The following is a 15,987-nucleotide window of genomic DNA, read 5'->3' as shown; positions in this document are numbered from 1 at the left end:
GCGGCGTTTACGGGGTTTTAATTAATGAGAAGACCTACTTTAGCCGCTAACGACAAGGCTATCGGTTGGAGAAAGAATTCGATTCGGATAGGTGGCGTTCGGACTTTAGCTCGAAATAGCGGGCAAACAGCAAGATCAAAATACCGCTGATTGCCAGTAGATAACAATACTCTGCAAGGCCCTGCCGCGCTATTTTTTCGGTGTATTGAATCGGCTTGTTTTCGAGGCGACCGATTTCGTCGATGACGTTTTGAAGTGCTTCCGGGTTTTGAGCTTCGAAAGCTTTGTATGGTATGCCGATGCTTTGGAAAAACTGATGCAGAAAATATTCCGGCGAGGTGGTTTCGTTTGCATTGGTTGGCTTGCTATCGAGAGCGAGGCTTCTGTCGTCGCGCAGATAAACCCAATACAGCATGACCTTGTATTGATGGAACAACTGGGTCAGCGTGCTTTGCGTTTCGAGATCGATGCGTGCGGCGCCGTCAGATACCAGTAAAATGACGCGCGATCCGGTCAACGGACGTTCCTGAAAATAGTCCAACGCCATCGCGAGACCCGGTGCGATGTTGGTGACGCCTCGGCCGCGCGACCGGGTCGCGTCGATCGCGGCCAGAATCGCGGTTTTGTCTTGGGTCAACGGCATGACATGAATGGGCGCTGTGCTGAACGAAATCATGCCGAAAAAATCGTCTTTTCTGCGTTTGATGAAATCGCTGAGTAAATCTCGGGCAATCGCGATCTTGCTTTCTTTTGCCGCGCCGCCGAAATAACGGCCGGCGAAGTTTTCGTTCATGCTCGCGCTTCGGTCGAGTAGGATGACGATTTCGGCGCCCTGGCCGAGTCGTTGCACGGTTTGTTCCTTGAGATAGGGCTCCGAAAGTGCAATCAGCAACAACAGAATGACGCCGGCGCCGATCAACTTCAATAGTGTAAACAACAAAAACGACAAAGGGTCGAACGGCAATACCGACAGGCTTGAGTAACGCAGCGCGGTTAGATGCTTGCCGAAAAACGGCAGTAAGGCCAGTGGTGAAAACAGCAGTACCCAGGGATGACTTAGCGCTAAATCCATCGACCGCTCCTTTCGAGCTTCCGGTATAGCAAGCACAGTTTCTCGATTTGAGCCGGACTTATTGCCGGTAATTCGCTAGCGGCTTCGGCAAAGAAGAGTTGCTGCGAAATGGCGAATAAAGCTTCGGTCTTTTCTCGAAGCGGTAAAAACTTCGGATGACTTTGAAAAAAGTCCGGCAATTGTCCGGCAAAGAGTGTTTCGCCGGCCAGTTCGTTCAAGGCATGATGAAAGCATTGCAGGGCCTGTAAGGTCACGGCCTTCGATGGCGGCAACTTTTTGAGTTTTTTGAGTTCCCGGCAGGCTTTGCCGAATGAGCCGCTGTAACGTTCGAGAAACGGGATTTTGCCGTAAAACCACACGATATAGAGCAATATAATTGAAAATACCCCGAGCAAATAAGTCAAGGCGCGGCTGTGCGAAGTCGCATCGATCAGGCGCGGCGGCATTTCCGGTTCAGGCTCGATGTCGCGGTCGGCTTTGTTTATTGGAATCAGCGGATGATAACTGAAAGTCCAAGGCGGAAGCGTTTCAATTTCAGGATTGCCTCGGTGCATGAAGCGAATCGGCAATGGCGGGATCGTCAATTCCTCGGTGGCGCGTACGCTCTTGAGGACCTGATAGGTGATCGCAAGCGAGTAGTCTTTTCCTGATTTGTTTGGTATTGATTCGATACTATCAAGTCTAAGCCATTCGTTGACCGGGCCAGGGGCCGGCAGAAAGCCGGATTCCAGTGTATAGAATAACGGTACCCCGATATGGGCCGTCAGGGTGATTTTGTCGCCAAGGCTGTAGCCGTAGTTACGCGGCGTATCGAGTTCGATTTCAATGCTGGCCGCGTTTGCGGTCATGGCGCCCGATAAATACAGCAATAGCCATAAGTAAAAATGAGCTAAGGAACGAGCATGAAACAATTTAGACAACTGTTGGAAAGGGGGGCGGTGGCTCGATTGGCTGGTGTCGGCGGCAGGGATAGCCGCCGTCAAGCCTGCACGGACGTATTCACGGCGTCCTGTCAAGCGAGTCACCGAACCTCCGCAAAGCCTGCTAATTGTAGAAGTTATTTTGTGCATATTTCTAAGTGTTTATTGTTCATAGAAATAATGGGTGAGCTGGTCGGCCTGAAAGGTGTCGTCGAGAAAAAACGCTTGGCGGCCGTAGCGCGTAAACAAATGCTTGAGCCGTTCTTGCCGGGTCTCGAATGCCGCGATGATTTTGCGTTTCAGCGCCGGACGCATCAGTAATTGCCGGTCTTTACCGGTTTCCGGATCTTCCAGGCGCACCAGGCCCCATTCCGGCAGATTGCGATACTCTTGGGGATGCCATAATACGACCGGGATCACGTCGTGTTTCAACAGCGAATCGAAAATCTCGGCGGTTTCATGCAACGGAAAATGAAAGTCGGAGACTAGAAAAATCAACGAGCGATGCCGGGGGCAATGCTCGGCGATCGAGAGCAGGCTTCGGCAATGGCTGTCGCCGGGGTCGAATTGCCCGAGCCGGTCTACGAGTTCGGCGGCGCCGCCTTTATACCAGCGAGGCGGTAGATGAAAGTCCGGCAGTAAATCCTGTCCGCAGCCGAAAAAGCCGAAATGATCGCCGCTGCGATAGGCCGAATAAGCCGTCAATTCGGTAAACCGTGCCAAGGTTTTCATTTTGCCGTGAAAGCTCATCGATGCCGATAAATCTGCAATGATGTTGACCGAAATCAGGCCGCGCTGGCGAAAAGTCCTGACCATGAATTGGCCGAACGGGTCGAGCAGACTGGCATGAATATCGATATTGTGCGCTTCTGGACGGGCAATCAACGGCGCATGCCCGTGAAACTCGTGTTCGCCGCCGCTGTGTTTGCCGGCATGACGACCAGGGTGCGCGCTCGCGGTGCGCCAAGGCAGTTGATAATGAAATTCTTCGAGCATCGTTGGCTTGTGGTAGTAAGCGGTTAGTTGTGAGCAGTGAGCGGAAAGATAAATGATGAAATTCTTAGGACATCATCCGATTAAGTTTCGCGTACAAATGGATTGGAGCAAATTTTCTTAGGGCGCCGCTACCTGCTGCAGTATTTTTTGGCTGAGCTGTTCGGCGAGCAGTGTACGTCTCAATTCGTAAGTCGGGTTGAAAAACACACGGTGCGCGATCGTTTCATGGAAAATTTCGCGGATATCTTCCGGCAAGACGTGCGTACGACCGTTTAGCCATGCCGTCACTCGCGCCGCGCGCATCAGCATGCCGGCACCACGGGCGCTGGCCCCCGCCAGGATTAGCCGGTCCATGTCGACATTGTCTAATGCAATCGAAAAGTTTTTCGGGAAACGGGTCGCCTGCCAAAGTTGTAAGGCATAATTTTGCAACGTTTCGCTGGCTTGAATGTGATGCTGAATCTGCCGGCTGATTTCGTTCAATTCTCGGTAGGGTAGGATGCCCGGCTGAATCGTCTCGATCAATGCGTCGACATCGTAAAATCTCGGATTGAACATCAATTCGCGCTGCAGGGCCGGGTCTTCGGGCGTTTCTATTTTTAGCTCCATCATGAAACGGTCGCGGGCCGCAGAGGGTATTTCGAAGGTTTCGTCCTTTTCGACTCTGTTGCGGTCGGCGAAGACTTGCAAATGCGGGAAATAATGCTCGCGGTTGAAAGCCGTGACCGATTTTTCGGCCATCACGCGCAACAGTAATGAATGGACCTGGGGTCGGGCGCGGTTGACTTCGTTGAAAAAGAAGGTCGATAGCTCCTCGCCGTGTTTCAGGATCGGCCCGGGGTCGACCTGCGGTTTGCCGGCTTCGTTGATGTAGGTGTGGTAGACCAGGTCGTTCGGCATCAGATCGATGGTGCCTTCGATGCGCTCATAGGCGCCGCCGATGCCGCGTGCAACGGCTCTAAGCAAGGTGGTTTTACCAACTCCGACATCGCCTTCGAGCATCGCATGGCCGCGCGCGAATATCGCGGTCGTGACGAGTCGTACCGGACGTTCGAGTCCGATCACGGCTGTGTTGATTTCCTGTTCGAACAGTGCGGCGCGGTTATGCCAATCGGCTAGGTTTCGGTCGGTCATTATGGTGTTTAGTTTAAGTGTTATCGGTAGCATTAATTCGGCAAAGGGCTGCCGGTTGGGATTATTTGGGTAGAGCTTTAACCTCTCGTTCATGAAGGCCCGGCCATCGCCCCGGCAAAATAGTTCTTGGGTGGCGGAGGGCGCGGTCACTCGCCCGGCAAGACGCCGTGAATATACCCATTGGAGATCAAAATTCGGCGGCTCTTCGAGCATTGCCAAAATGTGAAGTGCGAAAGATATAAAGCCATCAAAGCCTGTTTGTCAATGAATTGCTCCGGTCAATGCCGGATTCTAACCGGTGCAATCGCAAAGAAGATAAGAAAACCGAAAAAAGAAACGATGGTCAACCATTTGGTTAGGCCGTAAAGTTTGCGAATGCCTCGGTTGGCTTTTTTGACGATTTCGAATTCTTTAAGGTAAACCGTTTCGCAAGCACCGTTGCCGGTGTCGTCTCGGGTAATGCTGGTACCGCGAAAGAAATTATTGCTTTTGTTGGCATATTCGGCTAATACGCCCTTGAAACGGATATGGTCGCCCGGTTCGGCAGACATCAGCGCTTTTTTGATGCGGTCGTCGTCTGTTAGTAAATGATTGTTCGACAGAGCGTTCATCTTGAATAAAGAGCCTGTCTCGTAGTCTTGCCAGGATGCCCAGCATGTCCAGCTATCGTTATGAAACTTCATTTGCCGGTAAACGCCGGAACCGACATTTTTACCCCAGATCACGCATAAGTCGCGAAGATTCAAAAAGTCTTGCCAGCGTTTGTGATGCCAGATGTTGGTGAAGGCATCGGCGTCACTGTAACTGACGACGACGCCGTGTAACTCATAGTCATACAAAGGCGTGATCGTATATTCCTGATCGTTGACGTGAGTTTTGAACGGCTCGGCGTTTATTTTGGCTTGAACCGGTTCGTCTAGATAACCGAGATCGTAAAAAGTCGGCTCCGGTAAACGGTCTTTTTTGAAATAAAGCGCGACCGTCAGTAATGCGCCGACAATGAAGAGCCATTTAAATAGCTGCTCGAAAAAGGAACTGGTAGCCATGGTGCAGATCGGTCGTAAAAATTGAAATTATAGTTCAACTGTTAAAATATCAGATGTGCAGAAAGGCTAATTTTACTGTGAAAGTTCGTAGATTGAGATTCTTTATCTAATTTTTCGATATACGGCGCTCGACAGAACCAATGCCGCTTCTGGAGAGGGTGCGGTTGTTCGACCGACAGGCGTCGGCGGCAGGGCAGATTTTTGCTCCTGCAAAATCTGCATTCGCGCCTTCCTTGGCGATCGAGCCGCCGTCGAGCCTACATGGACGTATTTACGGCGTCCTGTCGGGCGAGTGACCGCACCTTCCGTTCCGCCTCGAACTTTCATTTGCCGGGGCGATGACGGCTTCTTCATGAGTATTACGGTAAGACTTCCCATTGTTCAAGGCTTTATTTGATGCGTCTCATTAAACGATAGCGTTTGTTTATTGCGCGCTATGGGGCTTCTGTGTATGCTCCGCGCATGCAAATACAATTGATTACTATCGGCAATAAAATGCCGACTTGGGTGCAAGCGGGTTATGATGAATACGCTAAACGGCTGCCGAGAGAGTGCGAATTGGTGCTCAAGGAGATCCCGCCGGGCAAGCGAGGGAAAAATAGCGATTCGGCCCGGATAGTTAAGGACGAAGGCGATAAAATGATCGCGGCGATCGCAAAAGACGCGCATGTCGTTACCTTAGACGTCCCCGGGAAGCTTTTGTCGACGCCGGAATTGTCGGTTGCCTTGAAACGATGGCTCGAAAGCGGGCGGAATGTCGCCTTATTGGTCGGCGGCCCGGAAGGCTTGTCCGATGATGCGAAACAATTGGCGCGCGAATCCTGGAGTCTGTCCAAGTTGACTTTCCCGCATCCATTGGTGCGTGTGATCGTTGCCGAACAGATTTATCGTGCCTGGAGTATTTTAAATAACCATCCCTATCACCGCGAATGAGTGCGCAAATCCTTTTAGCTTCGGCGTCTCCGCGCCGTCAGGAACTGTTAACGCAAATCGGAGTCAGTTTTAAGGTGTTTCCGGTCGATATCGACGAAACGCCTTATTCAGGAGAAGCACCATTGTCTTATGTTCGACGCATTGCCGCCGAAAAATCGGCCGCGGCGCTGAAGCGGAGCGGTGCAAGGCTGCCGATTCTAGCCGCCGATACGGCGGTGATCTTGGATGGACGGATTATGGGCAAGCCGAAGGATAAGGCCGATTGCCTGGCAATGCTCGGCTTTTTGTCGGGACGAACGCATCAGGTTTTTAGTTCCATATCGCTTAGAGGCTTCGAGCACTGGCAAGCCGTCAATGTTACCGAGGTTAGTTTCCGCGATATCAGCGAAGATGAAATCATCCGCTATTGGGAAAGCGGCGAGCCGGCCGACAAGGCGGGTGCTTATGCGATTCAGGGTTTAGGCGGCGTGTTCGTCAAATCGATTACCGGCAGTTTTAGCGGCGTGGTTGGCTTGCCGCTGTTCGAGACGGCTGAACTTTTAGCGAAACAAGGGATAACGATTTTCAAATGAGTGAAGAAATTTTAATCAATGTCACGCCGCCGGAAACTCGTGTCGCCGTCGTCGAAAACGGCGTTTTGCAGGAACTGATCATCGAGCGCAGTCGTCAGCGCGGCTTGGTCGGTAATATCTATAAAGGCGAAGTATGCCGGGTGTTGCCCGGCATGCAAGCGGCCTTTGTCGATATCGGTTTGTCCAGAGCCGCTTTTTTACACTTGTCCGATTTATGTAGTAAAGATTTGGAAAAAAAAGGGTCGGCGAATATCGAAAGCTATCTGCACGAGGGGCAGCATATCGTCGTGCAAGTGACCAAGGACCCAATCGGCACTAAAGGCGCGCGGTTAACCACCGAAATCTCGATTCCGTCGCGTTTTCAGGTTTATATGCCCTATGCCAATAATTGCGGCGTGTCTCAACGGATCGAATGCGATGCCGAGCGTGCTAGGCTTCGTGCCTGTCTTGAGTCGTTTCGCGAAAAAAACCAATGCGGAGGCTTTATTGCGCGTACGGCAGCCGAATGCGTCGAGGAAGCGGTTTTGTATTCCGATATGACTTTCCTACTCAAGCTTTGGACGACAATTTCGGAAAGCATTAATAGCGCTCAGCCCAAGCAGTTCATTCATAAGGACTTGCCGCTGAGTGTCAGAACGTTGAGGGATCTATACAAAGAGGGTATCGAGCGGGTGCGCGTCGATTCTAAGGAAACTTATCTCAAGCTAGTTGAATTCGCGAAAATATTCGTGCCCGATATCGTCGATGTGATCGAGCATTACACCGGCGAGTGTCCGGTCTTCGATATTTACAGCGTCGAAGAGGAAATTCAGCGTGCGCTGGATCGTAAGGTCATATTGAAATCAGGAGGACACTTGGTGTTCGATCAAACCGAGGCGATGACGACGGTCGATGTCAATACCGGCAGTTATGTCGGCGGGCGTAATCTTGAGGAGACGATTTTTAAGACCAATTTGGAGGCGGCTCAGACGATATCTCGCCAACTACGATTGCGAAACTTAGGCGGCATTATCATTATCGACTTCATCGATATGCAGAGCCATGAGCATCGAAAACAAGTCTTGCAAGCCTTGGAACGGCATTTGGAAAAGGATAATGCGAAGACCAAAATTACCGAGGTTTCTACGCTCGGCTTGGTCGAAATGACCCGTAAAAGGACTCGGGAAAGTCTCGAGCATATTTTGTGCGAACCCTGTTCGGCTTGTGGCGGGCGCGGTGTTCTGAAAACCGCCGAAACGGTATGTCTGGAGATATTTCGCGAGATCATTCGCGAGGTCAGGCAATACAAAGTTCGGAAACTGATGGTATTGGCCTCGATCGAAGTCGTCGAAATGTTGCTCGATGAGGAAGCCGATATGCTTGCGGAACTCGAGGCGTTTTTGAATATTCAGATTAAGTTTAGAGCCGAGGGTGAATATAATCAGGAACAATATGACGTCGTGTTGTTATGATTTCGGTTGATGTTGATTGAGTTATTCATACAAAATGCCTCCTGATTAGCAAGATGCTTCAGCTTGCCGAAGCCAAGTGTCCGAGCAGGGGCCAGCCGTAGTCGCAAAAACTAAATTATGCTGTTACCCAAGCTCCAGCTTGGGTAACCTGTTCAGGAAGCTCTAGCTTCCCGACAATCAAGAAAGATTGAACGAGCGAGTCGGGGTTGATTGAGAATGTGCGAAGGTTGTGTCGGTCTCAGGAAGCTGGAGCTTCCGGGGTTGTCTTTCCCAAGCTGGAGCTTGGGAAATAGCGTGATGTGGGTTGGCCGTTTTTAGCTTGACGCGCATGGCTTGCGAACCCCGTCTTGCTAGGGATATGCTGATCTTTGGGCTTTAGCTGAAGAAACTTGCTAATCAGGAAATGCCTTGAATACTTTTTATTTTTCAAACGACTCATGTAGTTTTTCAATATCGCATTAACGAGTTTTTAGCTAAGTGATTCATCACATTACGCGGGCCACGCGAATTCTGCTTTTTTGGTCTTTGATTGCTTCGGCATTAAGCTTGACGGCAGTCCGTTTACTAATGAGCGGACTGGAAAGTTATAAGTTCGAATTAGAGCGAGAAATTGGGATGCTGGTTGATGCCCCGGTTCAAATCGGTCGAATAATGACCGGTATGCGAGGCATCACACCGATGTTAATGCTAAAAGATATCAATGTGTTGGATGAGGATGGCAAAAGCCTCTCGACGCCGGTTAATTTTGAAGAGATTCGCTTAAATATCAGTTTATGGCGTGTTCTTTGGACGCGAGAAATTTGGAGGGCATCATGGATATCGATTATCGGTGCCGATGTGTCGATACAGCGAAAACCGGATGGTAGTTTTACACTAGGCGGCTTACAAGCCGGCGGCGAGACCGATTACCCGTTGTGGTTGCTGCAGGGAGGGAAGTTTGAGCTGTTGCATAGCCGTATCGCTTGGCAAGACGAAATGCGTGGCGGCAAACCCATTCAATTTGAACGAGTCGATTTGGTAATCAAAAACGATGGTGACCGACATCAAATTCATCTGCTAACGGGCTTGCCCGAAAATTTAGGTCATACATTGCGCGTGTCGATGGAATTGAATGGCAACTTTTTCGAACCCGGTAATATCGACGGCAAGGTGTATTTTGAAGGAACCGGGGTCGACGTGGCCGAGATTATGGCGGGCGAATCGCTATCGGATGTTAGTATTGCATCCGGGGTTGGCGATCTGAAGCTTTGGACGCATTGGCAAAAAAGTCAAATATCCGAAGCGGTGGCCGAGATTAATTTGTCGCGCGTGGCATTGGAGTTTAAGGCTAAGAGTGCTTTGGTGCTGGATAGACTGGAAACGCTCTTTAGGTGGCGCGATGATGGCCGACGCTTGGCGCTGGATGTTGCTCGATTGGCTGTAGAAGATAATCGGCGGCCTTGGGCCGACACGCAGTTCAGTTTGGCTGTTGAGCGAGATGCAGAAAATGCGTTCAAGCGTTTGGCATTGTCGGCGCATCGTCTGGATATGATGAATATTTCCGAGCTGGCGGCTTGGCCAGGTTTATTGCCGGCTGAACAGGCGGAACGGTTGACGGCACTCAAGTTGTCCGGAAATGTGGATGATTTTACGCTTTTTGTCGATATTGACAGTCAGCGCTTTGCCGCCGATGGTCTATTTTCCGGTTTAGGATTTGCCGGGTTCGATTCCATTCCGGGATTTTTCGGTTTAACCGGATATATCCGCGGCAATGACGAGCGCGGCATGGTGCAATTGGCGACCGGCCAATCGCAGTTAGCGCCGAATGGAGTGTTTCGCCAAGCGCTATCGTTCGAACGTCTGCAAGGGCGGATCGACTGGCGGCAAACGCTCGATGCTTGGATTGTTTCCAGCAAACAAATAATGCTGGATGTGCCGGCTGGGTCAACGATTAGCCGCTTGTTTTTAACACTGCCCAAAAGCGAAGCCTCGCCCGTACTGGAATTACAGAGTGCTTTTTCGGTTGCCGATCTTGGTCAGGTTAAAAATTACCTTCCGGTAGGGAGTATCGATCCCGATACTTTCTCTTGGTTAGACCGCGCTTTTATCTCAGGCAGTATTCCGCGAGGCGGATTGTTGTTTTCCGGCGAGTTGGAGAGTTACCCCTTTGCTGAAAGTCAGGGCGTTTTCGAAGTCTTGTTCGATGTTTCCGATATGACGTTGAATTACGACCCGGAATGGCCGAATTTGACCAAAGTTGATGCGCAGGTGTTGTTTTACGGGCCGTCGCTCAAGGTCGATATCAAAAAAGCCGAAACTGCAAATTGCTCGATTAGGCAAGCCGAAATAACTATTCCAATGCTGAATGATGAGCCCAATCTTCTGGTCAGCGGCGTGGCCGAGGGCAGCATTATTAACGCGTTGGATTTTCTGCAGCAAACTCCGATCGGTTCATCGGTTGGGGCGTTGCGAGCCGCAATAACGCCTACCGGAAACACATCTGTTAAACTCGATCTCGATATCCCATTAGTAGGGCCGAAACCGATTAAGGTCGATGGCGAAGCGACGTTCGATCATGCCTCGCTCGTCGTGCATTCATTCGATTTACCGGTAGGCAACATCAAAGGGACTTTAAAATTCAACGAACAGGGGCTTTTCGCCGACAATATGCAGGCGGTTGCGTTGGGGAGCCCGATTCGAGTGAATATCGAAAACGAATCGAAACAAACTACGATTAAAGTCGTGGGGCAAAGTGCCGTTGAGGATCTGCAAAATCAATTTAAGCTACCATGGTGGGGTCTTGTTGAAGGCAATACCGACTATCGGTTGGAATTGGTGTTGCCGGGCGATGACAATCGCGCGACTCAATTGACGGTCAATTCGGACTTGAGAGGCTTATCGCTGGCCTTGCCCGACGGACTCGCAAAAAGTAAAGACCAGTCTCGATCCTTATCGCTCGTTTTTGATTTGAGCGACGAGCGATTGTTACCGGTTAGATTAAATTACGACAATCAATTGAATGCCGCATTCAAGATTGAGATAGCGGAGCAGGCGTTACATTCGGGGCATTTTCTGTTCGGGGCCGGTGTGGTGGATTATCCGGATGACCCGATTATTAAGCTCGAAGCGAATCGTGATCAAATGAATCTCGAAGAATGGCTTAGTTTTATCGATAGGGGCGGTGTCGCAAAAGAGAAGCCGATGCCTGTACACGAAATCAAAGTAAAAACCCGTCAGTTAATTAATAAATTCATGGACTTAGGTCGTCTGGATTTAATGTTGACTCGTAGCGGCAAGGTATGGGTAGGTAAGATCGATAGTTCGGCGGCCAAGGGGGATTTGCGTATACCTGTTGACCGGTCGGGTGAGGATAGCATACGGATGACCATGGAGTTTATCGATCTGACGGCGATGAGCCGCATTAAATTGGAAGGCGGGACCGATAACCTCATGGAAAATGTACCGTTATTCAATATCGACAGCGAAAAAGTGATTTGGCGCTCAAGCGATATCGGGCGATTGGTGTTGCGAACCGTACGCATACCTAAAGGCTTGCATTTTCAGCGACTTACAGTTTCCGATAGAAATGAAACAATGAATCTGACCGGGCGTTGGATCAATCAAGGATTGGGCTCTACAACTGAGTTAAAAGGTACTTTCGACGGCCGGCAGTTCGGTCGGTTGCTTAATGAGTTAGGGCTTTATGAAAGTATGAAAGAAACCCGTATTGCCGCAAAACTCGATCTAAATTGGAATGGGGCTCCTTATCAATTTTCATTGGAGCGCTTGCGAGGTAAAGTGGATATCGAGTTAAAGGACGGTAGATTGCTCAGCATAGAACCTGGATTGGGGCGGGTATTGGGTATCATAGCGTTTTCACAGTGGGTTAAACGATTGCAATTGGATTTTCGCGATGTTTACGAGGAAGGGTTAACCTTCAATAGTATCAAGGGACGTATCCATTTTGCCGATGGCATTGCCAGTACCACAAATTTAGAAGTCGACGCCGTGCCGGCAAAAATAACGCTTTCCGGGAACGCCAATTTGAACGATAAAACGCTGGATCAACAAGTTCGAGTCGTGCCTAAAAGTTCCGATGCGGTTCCCATTGCTGGTACAATTGTCGGTCGTTTAGCCGGTTTGATTGCCAAGGCAGTGACGAAAGATTACCAGGAGGGCTTTTTTTTCGGGTCTCAATACCGAATCATAGGTTCTTGGGAAGAGCCGCAGGTAATTCCTTTGCGTGAAGGCGACGGTTTGTTTAACAAAACCTGGCAAGGACTTACCGATTTTCCGTGGACGGAAAATAACGATTAAGGACTTCCCGGTATACGCGGAGTATAAAAACAGGGTAGTTATACCCATCGTAGATCAAAATTCGGCACCGGGTTGCTTGTCAAAGGACGTCGTGAACCCATTACCTTTTTAAGCATCGCCCAGGCTTGAAGTGCGAAAGGTATAATGTTCATAAGGGTAAGTATTGAACGAAAACATCAACGCATCGTTATGCATTGAGCGATTCTGAACAAAAATTAAAACAAGAGTCTTTAAATGAGTAAATGTGCCGCCATACAAATGGCATCGAGTCCCAATGTGGGGGCGAATCTTTTAGAAGCCGAAAAATTGATAGGCGAAGCGGTAAATGCCGGAGCAAAATTGGTTGTGTTGCCGGAAAACTTTGCCTTGATGGGGGAAAACGAGACCGATAAGTTAACGATCAAGGAAGTCGACGGGAATGGTCCGATACAAGACTTTTTAGCGTCGACCGCACTCAAATACAAAGTTTGGGTTGTCGGTGGAACGATCCCCTTGGCCGGCGATAACGATAACAAAGTTAGAGCTGCCTGTTTGGTTTATAACGACCGTGGCGAGCGCGTTGCACGTTACGACAAAATACATCTATTCGATGTCAGCGTGCCCGATACCGAGGAAGAATACCGCGAATCGAATTCGATTGAGCCCGGGCATGATCCCGTTGTTGTCGATACACCTTTCGGAAAGTTGGGGCTGTCGGTTTGCTATGATCTGCGCTTTCCCGAACTTTACCGTAATTTGGTGGCGAAAGGCGCCGAAATTTTGTTGGTACCTTCGGCGTTTACTGCACAAACCGGTGCCGCGCATTGGGAAGTCTTATTGAGAGCGCGAGCGATCGAAAACTTATGCTATGTCATTGCGCCGAATCAGGGCGGCTTTCATATTAACGGTCGTAAAACTTTCGGGCATTCGATGATTGTCGATCCATGGGGTGTGGTTTTAGGTTGTCATAAGAATGGCGGCGGCTTCGTTTGCGCCGATATCGACCACGAACGCTTGGAAAAAGTTCGATTGTCTTTCCCCGCTTTACAGCACCGAAAAATTTAAATTTCGATTGGTTTTCGGTAAGCAGTTAGCGGTGAACTGATAGGAATTATGTTCATCGCTTAATTTTATGCTGTTACCCAAGCTCTAGCTTGCACTGCCATTAAGTTAAGCCGTTCGTGGTGAGCCTGTCGAACCATGGACGGCTTAACTTATCGACCCAGGATTTTTCCATTCACCCTTCGACAGGCTCAGGGCGAACGGAAAAATCCTTAACTTAATGGCAGTGAGCTCTAGCTTGGGAAAGAACGTGATGCAGGTTGGTCATTTTTAGCTTGATGTGCATGCCCCCGGTGCCTTCTTAGACACTGCCGAAATTTGAAGTGCGAAAGGTATATGTACGGCTAAATCCTTAGCGAGAATATTATTGAAAAATCAATTTTTACGGTTACATTGCTTTAAATGTCATGATGCCATCGAATAGAACCATCGTTAAATTTTGCGGCGTGTTGTTGTGGCCGGCGGTTCTGGTGAGCTGTTCCGAAACTGAAGTCCGTTATCGGGATACCTTGCACCTGGAGCGGCCGCCGGAATTCGAGGGCGCTTTAAGCGAGCAAAGCTTACAAAAATCGGTTGATCCTGTGTTGACAACCTTATCGATTCAACAAGGCTTAGGCGATAAAGTTGCGATCGAACAATCGGCGCTACGAACTAAGCTGATCATCAAAGAACCTTTTGAAAAAGCTTGGTTCATAATGGAATTAGTCCTAAATCAGCAACGCATCGAAATTACCGATAGGGACCGCGATGCGGGTTATTACTACGTCCGCTTCGATCCCGACGACAACGAGGCGAAAGGTTTTTTGGGGTGGTTATTTAGAGACGACGATTATATCGAGCGAATTTATTCGTTGCAGTTATCCGATGGAGAGTCCACGACGGACATTACCGCGGATATCGTGACTGAACAAGATGAAAAAAATCCGTCCATACCAGGTGCGCCAGAACCGCTCGAGGACATTAAAAAAGACGGGCCAGACCGGTTGCTGCAGTTGCTCTATGAGAAATTGCGAGACGGCATACCGAAACATCAACGGCAATAATGAACAGTATGGAAATTTTAAATATAGCGAAACAAACGATTCTTGCGCCGGCAGGCTTGCAGGAAAAAGATATCGAGCGAGTCATGAGCAGTTTGCTCAGTGTTCCGGTCGATGCCGCCGATATCTATTTTCAATCCAGTCATTACGAATCCTGGGTTATGGAAAGCGGCATCATCAAAGAAGGTAGTCATAATATCGAACAAGGTGCCGGTGTGCGTGCCGTCGTCGGCGAGAAAACCGGATTCGCCTATAGCGATAAAATTGAATTGCCGGTCTTGCTCGAAGCGGCCGGTAATGTCAAAGCCATCGTCCGGCAAGGACAAAATGCGCGTACGGCCATCGCCAAGCAAGCTGCGTGGCCTCGATATTACCATCCTGTCAACCCGCTCAAATCTTTAGCGGATCAGCAAAAAGTCGAACTGTTGCATAAAGTCGACCGAGAGACACGCAAGCTCGATAGCCGCATTGAAGAAGTGGTTATCAGCCTGGTCGGTCTTCATGAAAATGTTTTAGTCGCTAATCAAGACGGTACATTGGCTGCCGACATCCGTCCGTTGGTTCGTATGAACGTGAGTGTCATCGTCGAAGAGAACGGACGCCGCGAGCAGGGTAGCATGGGCGGCGGCGGACGTTGCGATTACGGTATGTTCGTAAACCAGGATAAAGCATTGGAGTACGGCCGAGAAGCGGTTCGGCAGGCGTTGGTTAATCTGGATGCCGTCGATGCGCCGGCCGGCAGCATGACTGTAGTCTTGGGTGCGGGTTGGCCCGGCATCTTATTGCATGAAGCAATCGGACATGGTCTGGAAGGCGATTTTAACCGTAAAGGCACATCGGCCTTTAGCGGACGTGTCGGCGAAAGAGTGGCATCCGACTTGTGTACCGTGGTCGATGACGGTACGCTCGAGGGACGTCGCGGCTCGTTGAGTATCGACGATGAAGGCACGCCTACCGAAAAAACCGTTTTGATTGAAAACGGCATATTGAAAGGCTACATGCAGGATAGATTAAATGCCAGATTGATGGGCGTATCCCCGACCGGTAACGGTCGGCGCGAATCTTACGCGCATTTGCCGATGCCGCGCATGACCAATACCTATATGTTGCCGGGACCGCACGACCCTGAAGAAATTATCCGCTCGGTCAAAAAAGGTTTGTATGCGAAAAATTTCGGTGGCGGACAGGTCGATATCACTTCGGGAAAATTCGTGTTTTCAGCCAGCGAGGCCTATCTTATCGAGGACGGCCAATTGACGCGTCCCGTAAAAGGTGCGACGTTAATCGGCAATGGGCCGGATGTTTTGACTCGGGTGTCGATGGTCGGTACCGATTTGGAACTCGACAGCGGTGTCGGAACCTGCGGTAAGGACGGGCAAAGTGTGCCGGTCGGTGTCGGCCAGCCGACCTTGAAGGTCGACGCGTTGACGGTCGGCGGTACGAGTATTTGATGGTTGGTGATTGGTGAACAGTAAGCAGTAAGCAG

Annotated in this window: 13 protein-coding genes; 7 read left to right on the top strand and 6 right to left on the bottom strand. The window is 49.9% G+C overall.

Annotated elements, in window-relative coordinates:
- Positions 1-58: 58 nt before the first annotated feature.
- The 6 genes from MEALZ_RS17075 to MEALZ_RS22845 form a co-directional block, all read right to left on the bottom strand.
- Positions 59-1,072 carry a vWA domain-containing protein gene (locus tag MEALZ_RS17075; RefSeq protein ID WP_014149907.1) on the bottom strand — a complete coding sequence of 338 codons (1,014 nt, stop codon included), beginning with the start codon at positions 1,070-1,072 and terminating at the stop codon, positions 59-61.
- Positions 1,063-2,142 carry a hypothetical protein gene (locus MEALZ_RS17070; RefSeq protein WP_206742858.1) on the bottom strand — a complete coding sequence of 360 codons (1,080 nt, stop codon included), beginning with the start codon at positions 2,140-2,142 and terminating at the stop codon, positions 1,063-1,065. Before MEALZ_RS17070 ends, MEALZ_RS17075 begins: the two co-directional genes overlap by 10 nt.
- A gap of 12 nt (positions 2,143-2,154) precedes the next feature.
- Positions 2,155-2,988: a DUF58 domain-containing protein gene (locus tag MEALZ_RS17065; RefSeq protein WP_014149905.1), complete on the bottom strand. Its 834-nt coding sequence runs from the start codon at positions 2,986-2,988 to the stop codon at positions 2,155-2,157.
- 117 nt (positions 2,989-3,105) lie between these two features.
- Entirely contained in the window at positions 3,106-4,122 is a 1,017-nt protein-coding gene (locus tag MEALZ_RS17060) for an AAA family ATPase (protein ID WP_046061661.1), read from the bottom strand.
- A gap of 278 nt (positions 4,123-4,400) precedes the next feature.
- Entirely contained in the window at positions 4,401-5,168 is a 768-nt protein-coding gene (locus MEALZ_RS17055; RefSeq protein ID WP_014149903.1) for a hypothetical protein, read from the bottom strand.
- Between the two features lie 102 nt (positions 5,169-5,270).
- Complete coding sequence (locus MEALZ_RS22845; protein ID WP_162472986.1) at positions 5,271-5,522, bottom strand: hypothetical protein; 252 nt, start codon at positions 5,520-5,522, stop codon at positions 5,271-5,273.
- Between the two features lie 108 nt (positions 5,523-5,630).
- On the opposite strand from MEALZ_RS22845, the gene rlmH reads away from it, so the two are divergent.
- From rlmH to tldD, 7 genes are all read left to right on the top strand, one after another.
- Positions 5,631-6,101: a 23S rRNA (pseudouridine(1915)-N(3))-methyltransferase RlmH gene (rlmH, locus tag MEALZ_RS17050; protein WP_026130333.1), complete on the top strand. Its 471-nt coding sequence runs from the start codon at positions 5,631-5,633 to the stop codon at positions 6,099-6,101.
- Positions 6,098-6,673, top strand: coding sequence for a Maf family protein (locus MEALZ_RS17045; RefSeq protein ID WP_014149901.1), 576 nt, complete (start codon positions 6,098-6,100; stop codon positions 6,671-6,673). Before rlmH ends, MEALZ_RS17045 begins: the two co-directional genes overlap by 4 nt.
- A complete protein-coding gene (rng, locus tag MEALZ_RS17040; RefSeq protein ID WP_014149900.1) occupies positions 6,670-8,124 on the top strand; it encodes a ribonuclease G in 1,455 nt (484 codons plus the stop codon). Before MEALZ_RS17045 ends, rng begins: the two co-directional genes overlap by 4 nt.
- 477 nt (positions 8,125-8,601) lie before the next feature.
- Positions 8,602-12,420, top strand: a complete 3,819-nt coding sequence (locus MEALZ_RS17035; RefSeq protein WP_014149899.1) for a YhdP family protein — start codon at positions 8,602-8,604, stop codon at positions 12,418-12,420.
- Positions 12,421-12,654: 234 nt separating this feature from the next.
- Positions 12,655-13,464, top strand: a complete 810-nt coding sequence (locus tag MEALZ_RS17030) for a carbon-nitrogen hydrolase family protein (RefSeq protein WP_014149898.1) — start codon at positions 12,655-12,657, stop codon at positions 13,462-13,464.
- Positions 13,465-13,868: 404 nt separating this feature from the next.
- Entirely contained in the window at positions 13,869-14,504 is a 636-nt protein-coding gene (bamC, locus tag MEALZ_RS17025; protein WP_014149897.1) for an outer membrane protein assembly factor BamC, read from the top strand.
- 8 nt (positions 14,505-14,512) lie between these two features.
- Positions 14,513-15,952: a metalloprotease TldD gene (gene tldD / locus MEALZ_RS17020; protein ID WP_046061660.1), complete on the top strand. Its 1,440-nt coding sequence runs from the start codon at positions 14,513-14,515 to the stop codon at positions 15,950-15,952.
- The last annotated feature ends 35 nt before the right edge of the window (positions 15,953-15,987 follow it).

It is taken from the genome of Methylotuvimicrobium alcaliphilum 20Z (assembly GCF_000968535.2).
GTDB classification, from domain to species: domain Bacteria; phylum Pseudomonadota; class Gammaproteobacteria; order Methylococcales; family Methylomonadaceae; genus Methylotuvimicrobium; species Methylotuvimicrobium alcaliphilum.
The sequence above is the reverse complement of the archived record's forward strand: the minus strand, read 5'-3'. Positions and strand labels throughout refer to the sequence as shown.

Bases quoted from the DNA above. Each gene is read 5' to 3' on its own strand.
- MEALZ_RS17055 (WP_014149903.1), bottom strand. From the start codon at position 5,168: ATGGCTACCAGTTCCTTTTTCGAGCAGCTATTTAAATGGCTCTTCATT.
- rlmH (WP_026130333.1), top strand. From the start codon at position 5,631: ATGCAAATACAATTGATTACTATCGGCAATAAAATGCCGACTTGGGTG.
- bamC (WP_014149897.1), top strand. From the start codon at position 13,869: ATGATGCCATCGAATAGAACCATCGTTAAATTTTGCGGCGTGTTGTTG.
- MEALZ_RS17070 (WP_206742858.1), bottom strand. From the start codon at position 2,142: ATGCACAAAATAACTTCTACAATTAGCAGGCTTTGCGGAGGTTCGGTG.
- MEALZ_RS17030 (WP_014149898.1), top strand. From the start codon at position 12,655: ATGAGTAAATGTGCCGCCATACAAATGGCATCGAGTCCCAATGTGGGG.
- rng (WP_014149900.1), top strand. From the start codon at position 6,670: ATGAGTGAAGAAATTTTAATCAATGTCACGCCGCCGGAAACTCGTGTC.
- tldD (WP_046061660.1), top strand. From the start codon at position 14,513: ATGGAAATTTTAAATATAGCGAAACAAACGATTCTTGCGCCGGCAGGC.
- MEALZ_RS17075 (WP_014149907.1), bottom strand. From the start codon at position 1,072: ATGGATTTAGCGCTAAGTCATCCCTGGGTACTGCTGTTTTCACCACTG.
- MEALZ_RS17045 (WP_014149901.1), top strand. From the start codon at position 6,098: ATGAGTGCGCAAATCCTTTTAGCTTCGGCGTCTCCGCGCCGTCAGGAA.
- MEALZ_RS17065 (WP_014149905.1), bottom strand. From the start codon at position 2,988: ATGCTCGAAGAATTTCATTATCAACTGCCTTGGCGCACCGCGAGCGCG.
- MEALZ_RS17060 (WP_046061661.1), bottom strand. From the start codon at position 4,122: ATGACCGACCGAAACCTAGCCGATTGGCATAACCGCGCCGCACTGTTC.
- MEALZ_RS22845 (WP_162472986.1), bottom strand. From the start codon at position 5,522: ATGAAGAAGCCGTCATCGCCCCGGCAAATGAAAGTTCGAGGCGGAACG.